Origin of the sequence: Pseudomonas sp. DCB_AW, assembly GCF_026240895.1 — a bacterium.
In the GTDB taxonomy this organism is placed as follows: Bacteria; Pseudomonadota; Gammaproteobacteria; order Pseudomonadales; family Pseudomonadaceae; genus Aquipseudomonas; species Aquipseudomonas kermanshahensis.
Map to the genome: position 1 here is coordinate 106,013 of NZ_JAPFCE010000006.1, position 12,311 is coordinate 118,323.

General features: G+C 61.9%; 14 protein-coding genes. 3 read left to right on the forward strand and 11 right to left on the reverse strand.

Going from position 1 to position 12,311, the window contains the following annotated elements:
* Positions 1 to 92: 92 nt before the first annotated feature.
* From OO306_RS06475 to mcpP, 9 genes are all read right to left on the reverse strand, one after another.
* On the reverse strand, positions 93 to 1,373 hold the full coding sequence (locus OO306_RS06475) for a hypothetical protein (protein WP_027594767.1): 1,281 nt from the start codon (positions 1,371 to 1,373) through the stop codon (positions 93 to 95).
* 46 nt (positions 1,374 to 1,419) lie between these two features.
* Positions 1,420 to 2,178 carry a hypothetical protein gene (locus OO306_RS06480; RefSeq protein ID WP_265968122.1) on the reverse strand — a complete coding sequence of 253 codons (759 nt, stop codon included), beginning with the start codon at positions 2,176 to 2,178 and terminating at the stop codon, positions 1,420 to 1,422.
* 44 nt (positions 2,179 to 2,222) lie between these two features.
* On the reverse strand, positions 2,223 to 2,903 hold the full coding sequence (locus OO306_RS06485) for a C39 family peptidase (protein WP_027594769.1): 681 nt from the start codon (positions 2,901 to 2,903) through the stop codon (positions 2,223 to 2,225).
* A gap of 64 nt (positions 2,904 to 2,967) precedes the next feature.
* Positions 2,968 to 4,467 (reverse strand): heme utilization protein, encoded by a 1,500-nt coding sequence (locus OO306_RS06490; protein WP_265968123.1) that lies wholly within the window; start codon positions 4,465 to 4,467, stop codon positions 2,968 to 2,970.
* A 51-nt stretch (positions 4,468 to 4,518) separates the two neighbouring features.
* Positions 4,519 to 5,091 (reverse strand): hypothetical protein, encoded by a 573-nt coding sequence (locus OO306_RS06495; RefSeq protein WP_027594771.1) that lies wholly within the window; start codon positions 5,089 to 5,091, stop codon positions 4,519 to 4,521.
* Between the two features lies 1 nt (position 5,092).
* Positions 5,093 to 5,530 carry a hypothetical protein gene (locus OO306_RS06500; RefSeq protein WP_027594772.1) on the reverse strand — a complete coding sequence of 146 codons (438 nt, stop codon included), beginning with the start codon at positions 5,528 to 5,530 and terminating at the stop codon, positions 5,093 to 5,095.
* Between the two features lie 298 nt (positions 5,531 to 5,828).
* Complete coding sequence (locus OO306_RS06505; protein WP_265968124.1) at positions 5,829 to 6,380, reverse strand: AAA family ATPase; 552 nt, start codon at positions 6,378 to 6,380, stop codon at positions 5,829 to 5,831.
* Positions 6,377 to 6,943, reverse strand: coding sequence for a nicotinamide riboside transporter PnuC (pnuC, locus tag OO306_RS06510; RefSeq protein ID WP_027594774.1), 567 nt, complete (start codon positions 6,941 to 6,943; stop codon positions 6,377 to 6,379). The genes OO306_RS06505 and pnuC overlap by 4 nt, the downstream gene beginning before the upstream one ends.
* A 114-nt stretch (positions 6,944 to 7,057) precedes the next feature.
* Positions 7,058 to 8,692 (reverse strand): methyl-accepting chemotaxis protein McpP, encoded by a 1,635-nt coding sequence (gene mcpP / locus OO306_RS06515; RefSeq protein WP_099429535.1) that lies wholly within the window; start codon positions 8,690 to 8,692, stop codon positions 7,058 to 7,060.
* A 296-nt stretch (positions 8,693 to 8,988) separates the two neighbouring features.
* Here mcpP and OO306_RS06520 point away from each other — a divergent pair, with 296 nt between their 5' ends.
* Complete coding sequence (locus OO306_RS06520) at positions 8,989 to 9,819, forward strand: undecaprenyl-diphosphate phosphatase (RefSeq protein ID WP_027594776.1); 831 nt, start codon at positions 8,989 to 8,991, stop codon at positions 9,817 to 9,819.
* Position 9,820: 1 nt separating this feature from the next.
* On the forward strand, positions 9,821 to 10,225 hold the full coding sequence (locus tag OO306_RS06525; protein ID WP_099429534.1) for a DUF1294 domain-containing protein: 405 nt from the start codon (positions 9,821 to 9,823) through the stop codon (positions 10,223 to 10,225).
* 3 nt (positions 10,226 to 10,228) lie between these two features.
* Here the strand turns inward: OO306_RS06525 and OO306_RS06530 are convergent, their stop codons facing one another.
* Positions 10,229 to 10,588 (reverse strand): MmcQ/YjbR family DNA-binding protein, encoded by a 360-nt coding sequence (locus OO306_RS06530; RefSeq protein WP_027594778.1) that lies wholly within the window; start codon positions 10,586 to 10,588, stop codon positions 10,229 to 10,231.
* Positions 10,581 to 11,483: a LysR substrate-binding domain-containing protein gene (locus tag OO306_RS06535; protein WP_027594779.1), complete on the reverse strand. Its 903-nt coding sequence runs from the start codon at positions 11,481 to 11,483 to the stop codon at positions 10,581 to 10,583. Before OO306_RS06535 ends, OO306_RS06530 begins: the two co-directional genes overlap by 8 nt.
* A 132-nt stretch (positions 11,484 to 11,615) precedes the next feature.
* Here OO306_RS06535 and OO306_RS06540 point away from each other — a divergent pair, with 132 nt between their 5' ends.
* Complete coding sequence (locus tag OO306_RS06540) at positions 11,616 to 12,227, forward strand: FMN-dependent NADH-azoreductase (protein WP_265968125.1); 612 nt, start codon at positions 11,616 to 11,618, stop codon at positions 12,225 to 12,227.
* The last annotated feature ends 84 nt before the right edge of the window (positions 12,228 to 12,311 follow it).

Genomic DNA, 12,311 nt, shown 5'->3' on the forward strand with positions numbered 1-12,311 from the left:
TGATAACAGGCTGGGCCAGGGAATACGGCGGGCTACAAGGCTGGTAACTAAATGCCGGGCTGGCTTGCGCAGGCCCGGCAGGCGGCTGGGGGTCAGAAGTAGTAGGGGAATTTGAGGCTGAAGGAGAAGTCTGGCGCATCGTCGGTCAGGCCAATCGAGAGGTTGGGCACGATGGTCAGGTTGTCGCTGGCCGCAAAGGTCATGCCGATGTTGAAGTTGGCTGAGTTGTAATCGCTGTTGCTGATCGATTGCCAGTCGCCGCCATCCGGCTTGATCTTGCTCTTGCGGGCAAACTGGTCGGAAACCGAGAACGACATGCTCATCTTCTCGTTCAAGGCAAAGGCGATACCGGCCCCGACTTGCCAGGAGTCGCCGAGTTTCACGTCACCCGGCACCTTGCTGTTGACCTGGGGGCTGATGTCGCTGAACGAGTCTTCCATGTTGTAGGTGTAGGACAGGCTGCCGAACAGCACGGCGGGGTCGAAGGTCTTGACCAGCGAGATGCCCGGTGTAATCGCCCATACGCCGTTGCCGGTCGGCAGGCTTTCTGGCACCGACAGGTTGTCGTTGCCTGGCACCTCGCGCAGCTTGATGCCATACGGGTCCTTGCCGGTTGGCGCCTTTACCCGCAGTGTCGCTACCGCATCGGGCCAGTTTTCGGACTCGTCCATGAACTTGTAGGCAACGCCGACGTTGATATCGCCGATTTCCGGGTCGCGGGTGACGGTTTCATCACTGGTGACCGGGGCTGCACCACCGGCGCCACCAGACGAGTAGGTCGATTCGCGGTAGACCACTGGGACGTTAATGTCGAACTGCCAGCGCTGTGCCAGGTTGTAGCGGGCGGTCATGTCCAGGGTCCAGTTGTCTGCCTTGATGCGGTCCAGGTTGATGTTGCCGAGGAAAATCGAGTCCAGCGCAAGGAAGCCGTTGAGCACCAGTGCGCGGGTGTCGTAATGGGTGTAGGTGACGCCGGTTTCGAAGCTGAACTTGCCGCCCCCGAAGAAGCCGCTGGCCTCGTCGTACAGGTTGGACACACTTTGCGCAGGTTCGGAATCGTCCTTGAGCGACTGGCCATAGGAGCTACCGGTGGTGCCTGGCGCCCCGGCGGCGACGGTCTGCCCGCCTTTGACCGTTTCGGCCGGGGATTTGGTCAACCGTTTAGGCTGCGGCGCCGCGGGGGTCTCCTCCACCTGGCGAACCCGTTGTTCAAGGACCATCAACGCTTGCTGCTGCGCTTCGTAGCGCTGTTTCAACGCCATCAATTCTTGTTTCAGGGCCTCAACCTGTGGGTCGACTGCTGCATAAAGGGCGGTGGATGGGGCCAGGGTAGTCAAACAGACAAAAGCTCTGAACGTTAACGATCGGTGCATGGATATGCCGTCCCTTCCGACTACTTTTGATGAGACTGAGCGTAGATCAGTATCCGAGAGTGCGAAGACCTTTGAGCTGGTCGAGGCTACCGTTCAGCGAAGCGGCCGTGGGTACGTTCTCGCGCATGACGACGTTGAGGGAGGTGAGGTTGCTGACCTGGTTGCCGTTGCCAAGCAACGTCGTGTTCTGCGTCAGGCCCCCTTGGGCCAGGCGTTGCACGGTGCTGCCCTGGTTGTTGGCGGCATTGATATTGAGCTGCACGCCCACGCCGGTGGACGAAACGCTCAGCGCGCCTGCGCCGTTTTCGCCGACCAGGGTCGAGCCTGCGGTCAGTGCCTGGCCCTGCGGCTGGGCCACGGGCGCCTGGTTGGCCTTGGTGACGTTGATGTCGACATTGTTATAGGCGGTGTTGTTGTCGCCCGCCGCACGCACCACCTGGGTCACCCCTTCGGTGGTGTTCAGGCCGCTGCCGCCGCTTACCGCACCGGTGCCGGGCGCAGGGCTGGCACTTTGCGAATGAGCCGCACTGGTGCCTTTTTCGTCGATCATCGACACATAGAACTGCGGTTTGATGGTGTTTTGCTGTACTTGCAGCGTCGACGATGCCCCGATCACGTCGCCCTTGGCGTTCTGCCAGGTGCTGGTCATGACGATGCCGAAGCTGACGATCCGCCCCGGCATCACGTAGCGCCCGCGCAGGTTCGCCAACTCCTGATCCTTCAGTTCGATGGGGGTGAGCGGCTGTGCGTGGGTCGGTAGGCTGGCGGCCAGGCATGCCACGGCTAGCCAGAATGGAATCTTCATTGGATGCTCCCGGAGCGTCGTGCTCCCTATCGTTAGAAGAACCGTTAGAAAAAGTCGCTTTTGATGAAGCCGAAATCCAGCAGCTCTGCGTCCTGCACCGGGGTGAAGTTATTGACGCGGCCCTTGGCAGTCAGTGGCAGAGGCGGGTCGAGCAGGGCATTGCCCTTGTCATAACCCTGGCCGATCACGGCGAAGATGATGCCGTTCCAGCCTTTGAGGAAGTCCTCGACCTTGAAGCGTTTGTGGCCCAGCACAGGGTCACCGATGTACACCCAGCCGTTGTCGACCTTTTGCATGACCACAAAGTGCTTGTAGCCACGGATGTCCATCAGCACCACGACCGGGATACGCACGCTGGTCAGGGTTTCGGGTGCTACCCGGTACCCACGGGCGCGCATGCCCAGGCTTTCCACGTAGCGTTTCATGTCGAGCATGGAGAAGCCCTGCGTGCGCACCAGGTCTTGATCGGCGTGCGCCAGCATGCCTTCGATGATGTGTTGTTCGTCCACGTCCAGCCAGTAGGCCTGGCGCAGGATGGTGGCCAGCGCCGCGGCGCCACAACTGAAGTCGGTTTTTTGTTGCACCAGGTCGGCGAACTTGCGCTCGCGCACACTCTGGATGGGTTTGAACACCACCGCGCCACCGGGCAGCACGGACAACGGCATTTGTGCAGCTTCGCTCACGCTGGCCAGGCACAGCAAAAACGCCAAGGCGAAAATACGCATGATCGGGTGCCTTCTTGTTCTGGTTGAAAAAGGCCCCCCGTAGGGGGCCTCGAGGCTACAGCCGTTAGAACGAGGTGTTGGAGATGGCCAGCGAGTTGCTTTGCTGGTTGCCCACACCGGCTGCCACGTTGACGCCCAGGTTGCCGCTGCCGCCATTCACCGAACCGCTCAGGGTTGCAGTGTTGGTCACAGGGTTGGCCCAGCCGGTTGGGGTCAGCACTTGGAAGGACACGGTGTTGCTCAGGTCATACGAGCTGCTTTCGCTGAAGCTTTTCGACACGTCGTTAGACGATTGATTGGCTTTTTCGCCCGATTTTTCGTACGCAGACTCCGAAGCGTTTGCGTAAGAAGAATCGTGGGCTTTCTCATACGAAGAGTCGCGGGACTTCTCGTACGAAGAGTCGCGAGACTTGTCGTACGAAGAGTTGCGGGTCTTGTCGTAGGAGGAGTCGAACGCTTTTTCGAACGACGAGTCGTAGGCGCTTTCATGCGACTTGTCGATCGAAGCATCGAGCGACGCATTGAGCGAAGCATCGAAGCTGTCGGTACGGGTGCGTTCACGACGGCCATCGTCGGTGGTCACAGTGCGCGTCGCATCGGCGGCAGCAGCCAGGGTAGCGTTCAGGCTGGCACTGCTGGACGAGCTGGCGTTGCCGCTGGCAGAGCCGCTGGCGTTCCAGCTATTGGAGCCGCTGGCAGTGGCGCTGTTCGACCCGCTGGCGTTGGAGCTGTTGGAGCCGCTGGCGTTCGAACTGGCCGAGCCACTGGAGTTCCAGGAGCTGGAGCCATTGTTGCTGGCGCTTTGGGCGCCCGCCACGCTGAAGCTCGAGGACGAGCTGCGGTCATCGCTGGAGGTGAACGAGCCATCGCGAGAGCTCGAGCCGCTGGCCGACGTGGTGAAGGTCAGCGTATCCACACGGTAGGTGCGGTCCGCGTTGTTGTGCACGGTCAGGCCTGGGCCGTTCTGGTCGGCAGAGGCGGTTGCGGTGGCATTACCCAATGGCGCATTGGTGTTGGCGATCGCCATGGTGTTTTTCTGTTGGTTGAGGTCGCCGCCAGCAATGTTGACGCCCACGTTACCGGAGGAGCCGTCACCCGAACCGCTCATCACCGCAGACGATTGGGTAGACCAGTTGTCGACCCGGTTGTTGTTGCTGAACTGGCGAACGTCCGCAGTGGCTTCGGCGGTGCCGAACACGAAGCTGTTGTCCAGGCTCGAGTCGGACGCTGCGTTGGCGATGGCAGCGGCGTTGTCTTGTTGGTTGCCGTTACCGGCCGCCACGTTGACCCCGACGTTGCCGCTGGCACCGGTGGCCGAGCTGCTCATCTCGGCTTCGTTGATGGTGCCTTGGTTGGTGACGGTATTGCCGGTGCTGCGCTGGCTATCTATGGCATTGGCGGTGGCGTACACCGGGATCTTGGTGGGTGGAGGCGTGTGCTGACCATTGTTGTGGTGGCCATTGTGATGGTCATTACGCCGATCGTTTTGCCCAGCTTGTACAGCAACAGCCATGACCGCAGCAATTGCGAAAACCAGAGGCTTGATTGCCATCGAGGGTTTCATGGTGATTCTCCGTACTTTATTTAGGTTAAGTGTTGTTCTTAACTGTTTGGGTCAATCCGCGACCCGTATGCTCAAGGTGTTGGCCATTCGGTTTCCCACCCCGGCACTCTGATTCACCTGAATCACCCCACGGCTACCGGTGAATGCCTGGTCACTGGTCGTGACCTGGCGATGGCCGGGTGCGGTGTCAGCTGGATCGGAGTTGTTGAGCAGCGCCACGTTCTGTTGCATGAGGACGCTGTCGTCGATGCTTTGCGGTTGAGTACTGAGGCTGATGCGCAGTGCGTTGGCTTGCTGGGTGCTGGCACCGGCGCTCTGGTTGACGCCCAGGGCGCCGCTGCCTTGGCTGAAAGCATTGCCCTGGATGCTGGCGGTGGCATCCATGTTGCGGTCGACTGCGGTGCCGAGCCGCTGGCGTATCTGGGTGGTGGCGCTGGCCTCATGGCCCACGGCGATGGCGCGGGCGTTAGCCTGCTGCTGCAGGTCGCCGGCTGCCTGGTTGACGGTGAGGTTGCCCTGGTATTGGCTGCCCGAATCGTCGATGTTGGCGTTGTTGATCACGGGGGATTGGGCAAAGGCCGGCGCACTGCAGAGCGTGGCCAGGATCAGCAGCGTATGCCTCATCTCACTTGCCTCCCGTCAGGATTTGCAAGGGGGCCAGGCCGCGTTGCACGCTTGAGTTGACCATGTTGGAGATGCCGTTGCCTGAACCTGAGCCGCGCCCGGCGGCGAGGTTGGGCAGTTGCGTCTGGTTAGTGACGTTGCCGCCAATGGTGTTGGTCTGTTGCGTGACCAGGGCGCTGATGCCGGCACCGCTGCTGATGTTGGCAAAGTCGCCGTCGCTCAGCTCATGGGTTTGCTTGAGAATCTGCGCGGACGGGTTGGCGTTGACGGTGGTCGGGCTGGGGTCAGGAATCAGCGGCGGGATGGTCGCGTTGCGCGTTTGCACATCGCGGGTAATGGTGATGATCCCATTCTCGGCCTGGGCAGGCAGGCTCAAACCCGATCCGACGATGCTACTGACCAGCAGGAGCCGATAAATGCCTTTATCAAGATTCCCCACGATGGCAATTCCTTCTTTTGAGCGCTGGCCCTATTCAGCGTTGCGAAGAAGAGAGCAGAAGGTGTGCCGCTTTCAGTTAATGCTATGGAATCAACACGTTGGGAAGAAAAGCTGAAGAAGAGCGGCTTTTTTTGTATCACCGCTGAAACAGAGCATTTGGCCAGCCACTGGCAAAGCCAGCACAGGCCGTGCCTGGAGGGATTTTTGCAGGGGTGTTTCACGAGGTTGACACTGCCCCCGGAACAGGGGCAACCCCCGCATTTGCGGGGACTATCACCCACCAGGGTGTGTCAGTGGCTTAACACTCGGTGGGGCAGGCTGGCGCATCGCTATCAAGCAGCGTAGCGACTGCTTGCAAGGCCCGCAACTGGCGTTGCGGCCAATTGCCATCAATCACTAATAGCGCTTGTTGATGGCGTTGCAGCCACTGCAGGCTGTCGTCGAAAAAGCGCTGACGGTCGTTCAGGTCGGGGTGGCAACGCTGGCCATCGGCAACCCAGTCCACGCCTTGAGGGCTCAGTAACAAGTGCAGGTCGTAGTGCCGAGTAAGCAAGGCGTGTTCCAGCCAGGCCGGGCAGTCGTCGAACAGGGCGCGGCTCCAAAGCATGTTGCTGAGCAGGTGGGTGTCGAGTATCAACAGTTCGGGCGCTTGCGCGCGGGCGCGGTCTTCCCACTCGAGCTGGCCCTGGGCGATGGTGGGGATGTCGGCGTAGCAGGTGTCGCGGCATTCCTGGTCGATGAAGTGGCGCACGTATTCAGCGACCACCACGCCACCGAAATGCGCCTGCAGCACGCCACTTAGCCAGCTCTTGCCGCTGGATTCCGGCCCGCACAGCACCAGCACCTTCATGCTTGCACCAGCGCGGGGTCACGGCGCCATTCCAGCCAGCCACGTATGGCGATCAGCGTGAGCACCGCGAAGAAGCCTGCGGTGAAATACAGTTGCTGATGCAGGTATTGGCCGACATAGACGATGTCTACCACAAACCACAATGGCCAGCATTGCAGGCGTTTCTGTGCCATCCACAGTTGCGCGACCAGGCTGAAGCCGGTCAGCGTGGCGTCGAGCCAGGGCAGGGCGGCATCGGTCCAGTTGGCCATGGCTGCACCCAGGGCCGTGCTGAGCAGTGCGCCGAGTGCGAGCCCGGTGCACAGCGCGCGCGTGTGCAGGCGTGTCACCTGGCGGGCATCGTGCGCACGGCCTGGGCGCTTCCATTGCCACCAGCCGTACAGCTGCAACAGGGCGTAGGCCACTTGCAGCAACATACCCGAGTACAGCTTCACCTCGAAGAACAGCCAGCCATAGATCAACACCATGACCAGCCCGATCGGCCAGCACCAGGCGTTCTGCTTGACGGTGAGCCAGACAGCGGTGACGCCGAGTACGGCGGCGATGAGTTCAAGGCCGGACATCGGCGATCCTTGGAGAGGCGATAAGAGGGGCGCGATTGTAGCTTGTCGATAATAGAAGGAGTAGTACGGGTGTAGGCGCGGCCTGCGTGGCAATAAGGCCGCGCCTACAGGGGGCTACACGCGGAACTGCCGCAACAGTTGCTCCAGTTCCTCACTCAACCGCCCCAGCGCCACGCCTGCATCACTCGACTGGCGCGCCGCCTCGGCGGTCTGCTGGGACAAGCCGGCGGTATCCAGCACGTTGCGGTTGATCTCTTCGACCACATGCGATTGCTGCAAGGTGGCACTGGCGATGGACGCGTTGAGCGCGGTCAGGTTATGCAGCACCTGGCTGATGGCATCCAGGCTGGCACCGGCCTCGCGGGCCTGCTCGATAGTCTGGCGCGAAGCCTCGCTGCTGGTGTCGATAGCCCGTACTGCCGCGTCCGACTGGCCTTGCAGGTGCTCGATCATGGTATGGATTTCGGCCGTGGACTGAGCGGTGCGCTGGGCCAGCAGGCGAACCTCGTCGGCGACCACCGCAAAGCCACGGCCCTGTTCACCGGCGCGTGCCGCTTCGATGGCCGCGTTGAGGGCGAGCAGGTTGGTCTGCTCGGCGATGGAGCGGATCACGTCCAGCACACCCCCAATGCGCGTGCTGTGCCCGGCCAGGTCGCGAATCACATGAACAGCCTGGTCGATGGTCGCCGACAGCCGATCGATCTGTTCCAGGCTGCCATGAATGGCCTGCTGGCCGTGCTGCACTTGTTGCTGCGCCGCGCGCATTTCCCCGGCGGCCTGCTCGGCCGTCTTGGCCACATCCTGCACGGCGTAGGTGACTTCGTTGACGGCCGTGGCCACCTGCTCCATCTGTTGGGATTGCTGGGCACTGTGCTGTTGCGCTGCCCCGGCGTTGTCACCGACATGGCCGGCGGACCTGGCCAGGTCATGGGCGGCGCCCTGTAGCTGGCCGACCACGCCCTGAAGCTTGCCGTTGAAGCGGTTGAAGTGTTCACCCAAGTGCGTGATTTCATCTCGGCCGTGGGTGTCCAGGCGTCGGGTCAGGTCGCTTTCGCCACTGGCGATTGTGCCCATGGCCTGCACGGCCTCCTGCAAGGGGCGGGCGATACTGCGGGCAATCAGCATGACCACCAGCGCCATCAGCAGCGCAATGCCCAGGCCGACTAGCGAGGCGTCGCGCAATTGCCGGGCAAATTCGGCCTGCACGTCATCGATGTAAACGCCTGAGCCGATAACCCAGCCCCACGGCTTGAACAGCTGTATATAGGAGGTTTTGGCCACCGGTTCACTGGCGCCGGGTTTGGGCCAGCGATAGTTGACCGGGCCGGCGCCCTGGCTGCGGGCGAGGTTGACCATTTCGTTGAACACGGCAAAACCGTCGGGGTCGCGAATGGCAGACAGGTCCTGGCCGTCGAGCTTGGGGTTTGCCGGATGCATGATCATCTTCGGCCCCAGGTCGTTGATCCAGAAGTAGTCGTCGTGGTCGTAACGTAGGGCGCGCACCACCTGCAACGCCTGTTGCTGGGCGGCATCGCGGCTCAGCGTGCCGGCCGCCTCCAGGCCTTGGTAATAGGCCAGCACACCGGCTGCGGTCTGCACCACGTGGCGGGTCTTTTCCGCCTTGGCGTGATACAGGTCGCCATGGATCTGGCGCAGCATCAGCAGGCCCAGTACTACCAGCATCGCCACTGCCACCAGCAGAATCAGCCACAGACGACGGCTGATCGACATCGATCTCAGGGTTTTCATCCAGGCACTCCCGCCTTGTTCTTGTTATTCAGGTGCATCCAAGCATGCTTTGCGACAAGCCCCCACTCGACTAATGGCTAAGTGCTAGTCTGGTCGTAGTCTGCAGCAACGGAGCAAGCCATTGCAAAGCGGCTTTGATAGGATTTCGGCCGCGCAAGATGAAACCTTTAGGGGGCGTGAACTTTTCCACTGGCGTTACGCCCAACAGTCGCTGTAAAACTGCCGGGCCGTGTGCGGCAACTTCAAGTAAATCAAGAACAAGGGGCCTGCAGCAGCAGCGCTCCATCGGGGGAATGATGGATTTTTGGACTGCCTTTCAGGCAATCATCTTAGGCGTGGTCGAAGGGTTGACGGAGTTCTTGCCGATCTCCAGCACCGGGCACCAGATCATCGTCGCCGACCTCATCGGCTTTGGTGGCGAACGGGCCATGGCGTTCAACATCATCATCCAGCTTGCCGCCATCCTGGCGGTGGTGTGGGAATTCCGACGCAAGATACTCGACGTGGTCTTTGGGCTCACCACCCAGCCTACGGCGCGGCGCTTTACGGGTAACCTGCTGCTGGCGTTCATGCCGGCGGTGGTGTTGGGCGTGCTGTTCGCCGACCTGATTCACGAATACCTGTTCAACCCGATCACCGTGGCTGCGGCCTTGGTGGTGGGCGGCGTGATCATGCTCTGGGCCGAGCGCCGTGAGCACCGCGTGGAGGTCGACCACGTTGACGAGATGCGCTGGAGCCATGCCTTGAAAATTGGTTTCGTCCAGTGCCTGGCCATGATTCCGGGTACCTCGCGTTCTGGCTCGACCATCATTGGCGGCCTGCTGTTCGGGCTGTCGCGCAAGGCCGCGACCGAGTTCTCGTTCTTCCTGGCGATGCCGACCATGGTCGGTGCAGCGGTGTACTCGGGCTACAAGTACCGTGACCTGTTCCAGCCAAGCGACTTGCCGGTGTTCGCCATCGGCTTCGTGACCTCGTTCATCTTCGCCATGATCGCTGTGCGCGCGTTGCTCAAGTTCATCGCCAACCACAGCTATGCGGCGTTCGCCTGGTACCGCATTGCCTTTGGCCTGTTGATCCTGGCGACCTGGCAGTTCGGTTGGGTCGACTGGTCGACGGCGCACGGTTGATATGGCCAAAGCTCAAAGCGAGGAGGGCGTACGTCATGTACGCCTGAAACTGCTGGTGTTGGGCGCGCTGTGCCTGTTGCCGGGGCTGGGGGCGGCGCAGATGGCCTGGACCGACCAGTCCTGGGTGCCGTTGGCGCTCTACCCGGCGGTAAGCCTGATCAGCCTGCTGCTGTACTGGCAGGACAAACAACAGGCACGCAGCCAGGCCTGGCGCACGCCAGAAAACGTGCTGCATGCCAGCGAGCTGTGTGGCGGCTGGCCGGGGGCGCTGGTTGCCCAGCAGATGTTCCGGCACAAGACGCGCAAGCTGTCGTATCAGCTGGTGTTCTGGGGGATTGTGTTGCTGCATCAGGTGTTCTGGGTGGACTACCTGTTTTTGGGGCGCCACCTGCTCTCCGCCATCTGATCATCAGATCAACAAGCCCACCTGCAACCGCTTCGCCAGCTTTCGCACCACCAATTGGTGCGAACGCTGCAGCAGGTCACACAGCTCGTCGCGCCCCATGGGGTAAGGCGGCGCCATGCTGACCCACCGCGCCCGGGCCAGGTAGGGCGCGGGACGCACGCCGGGGCGGTCGCAGTAGCCCAGAAACAGCTCATCGGCGACCTTGAACGATAACCCTGCGCCCGCCAGGTCCAGCACCGCGAACATCTTGTTGCCTGCGACCGAAAACACCCGGATACCGCCCCATTTATAGTCCTCCCGCGCACCGGGCAGGCTCAGGCAAAAGTCCGCCACTTGGGCTTCGGTCATTTTCTGCTTAGACATAACGCTCCCCACAGGCCTCGAACGACGCTGCCAGATGATCAATCCATACCCGTACGGCCGGCAACACACCGCGGCGGTGAGGGTACACCGCCTGCAGATACCCCCCCGGCAATGACCAGTCCGGCAGCAGCCGCACCAGCTCGCCACGTTCCAGTTCCTCTTCGCAGAACATACTGGGTAGCGCAGTGAAGCCCAACCCGGCACGGACCGCGGCATTGCGCACCACGAAATCATCGATGGCCAAGCGTGGCTCCAGGGCGATGTCCTGTTGGCGTCCATTCGGGCCGAGCAGGCGAAAGTGTACCAGCCGGTCAGCTTCGGCCGCGCCCAGCACCGGCAATGAGGCCAGCTCGGCGGGCTCGCGAATGTGGTCAGCAAAGCCTGGAGCGGCGACCAGTTGCATTTGCGCCTGGCGCAGCCGGCGGGTAACCAGGGCCGGGTCTTCGTCGCCCAGATCACGCACGCGCAAGGCCACGTCGATGCCTTCGGAAATCAGGTCGACCCGGCGGTTGAGCAGGACCATGTCCAGTTGCACCAGTGGGTACTGTGCGAGAAAACGGCTGATCACGTCCGGCAGAAAGGCATGTGCCAGTGCTACCGGGCAGGACACCCGCAGCCGCCCGCGTGGTTCGCTGCTCATGCTGGCGACGGCCTCGTCGGCGGCTTCTGCCTCCAGCAGCATGGCCTGGCAGTGGTGCAGGTAGCGCTCGCCCACGGCGGTCAGCTTCAATTGCCGCGTGGTGCGCTGCAGCAGGCGTGTGCCCAGGCGCTCTTCCAGCTCGGCGATGCGCCGTGACAGGCGTGATTTAGGGATGCCCAGCTGGCGCCCGGCAGCGGCGAAACCGCCGGCTTCGACCACGCGTGCGAAGTAGAAGAGGTCGTTGAGGTCTTGCATGGGAATGTCTCACTGTTCCATCTGTGGGACAAACTAACGCATTTTTGCCTGCTTATCAGCTATTCGTCATCCCGGTAGGATTCTCCCCATCGTGATCGCCCAATGCCGCGGTCTTCATTACAGGAGAGTCCCATGAAACTGTTGCACATCGATTCGAGCATCCTGGGCGACAATTCCGCCTCCCGCCAGCTGAGCCGCGAAGTGGTCGAAGCCTGGAAAGCCACCGACCCAAGCCTGGAAGTGGTCTACCGCGACCTGGCTGCCGACGCCATCGCCCACTTCTCCGCTGCTACCTTGGTGGCCGCCGGTACCGCTGAAGACATGCGCGACGCGGCCCAGGCCTTCGAAGCCAAGCTGAGCGCCGAAACCCTGGAAGAATTCCTCGCCGCCGACGCCGTTGTGATGGGTGCGCCGATGTACAACTTCACCGTGCCGACCCAGCTCAAGGCCTGGATTGACCGCGTAGCCGTTGCCGGCAAGACCTTCCGCTACACCGAAGCCGGCCCAGAAGGCCTGTGCGGTAACAAGAAGGTGATCCTGGTATCCACCGCCGGTGGCCTGCACGCTGGCCAGCCGACGGGTGCCGGCCATGAAGACTTCCTCAAGGTGTTCCTGGGCTTTATCGGTGTCACCGACCTGGAAATCGTACGCGCCCATGGTCTGGCCTACGGCCCAGAGCACCGCAGCCAGGCCATCGACGCCGCACAGGCCCAGATCGCCAACGAGCTGTTCGCTGCTGCCTGATTGCAGTAAAAGGGGGCGCCTTGCGCCCCATCGCCGGCAAGCCGGCTCCCACAGAGATAGCGCCAACCTCAGTTCTGGCGCTGT

What these genes read in the sequence shown, in the direction of transcription:
- OO306_RS06475 (WP_027594767.1), bottom strand. Translation starts at nt 1,373, where the DNA reads ATGCACCGATCGTTAACGTTCAGAGCTTTTGTCTGTTTGACTACCCTG.
- OO306_RS06480 (WP_265968122.1), bottom strand. Translation starts at nt 2,178, where the DNA reads ATGAAGATTCCATTCTGGCTAGCCGTGGCATGCCTGGCCGCCAGCCTA.
- OO306_RS06485 (WP_027594769.1), bottom strand. Translation starts at nt 2,903, where the DNA reads ATGCGTATTTTCGCCTTGGCGTTTTTGCTGTGCCTGGCCAGCGTGAGC.
- OO306_RS06490 (WP_265968123.1), bottom strand. Translation starts at nt 4,467, where the DNA reads ATGAAACCCTCGATGGCAATCAAGCCTCTGGTTTTCGCAATTGCTGCG.
- OO306_RS06495 (WP_027594771.1), bottom strand. Translation starts at nt 5,091, where the DNA reads ATGAGGCATACGCTGCTGATCCTGGCCACGCTCTGCAGTGCGCCGGCC.
- OO306_RS06505 (WP_265968124.1), bottom strand. Translation starts at nt 6,380, where the DNA reads ATGAAGGTGCTGGTGCTGTGCGGGCCGGAATCCAGCGGCAAGAGCTGG.
- pnuC (WP_027594774.1), bottom strand. Translation starts at nt 6,943, where the DNA reads ATGTCCGGCCTTGAACTCATCGCCGCCGTACTCGGCGTCACCGCTGTC.
- mcpP (WP_099429535.1), bottom strand. Translation starts at nt 8,692, where the DNA reads ATGAAAACCCTGAGATCGATGTCGATCAGCCGTCGTCTGTGGCTGATT.
- OO306_RS06520 (WP_027594776.1), top strand. Translation starts at nt 8,989, where the DNA reads ATGGATTTTTGGACTGCCTTTCAGGCAATCATCTTAGGCGTGGTCGAA.
- OO306_RS06525 (WP_099429534.1), top strand. Translation starts at nt 9,821, where the DNA reads ATGGCCAAAGCTCAAAGCGAGGAGGGCGTACGTCATGTACGCCTGAAA.
- OO306_RS06530 (WP_027594778.1), bottom strand. Translation starts at nt 10,588, where the DNA reads ATGTCTAAGCAGAAAATGACCGAAGCCCAAGTGGCGGACTTTTGCCTG.
- OO306_RS06535 (WP_027594779.1), bottom strand. Translation starts at nt 11,483, where the DNA reads ATGCAAGACCTCAACGACCTCTTCTACTTCGCACGCGTGGTCGAAGCC.
- OO306_RS06540 (WP_265968125.1), top strand. Translation starts at nt 11,616, where the DNA reads ATGAAACTGTTGCACATCGATTCGAGCATCCTGGGCGACAATTCCGCC.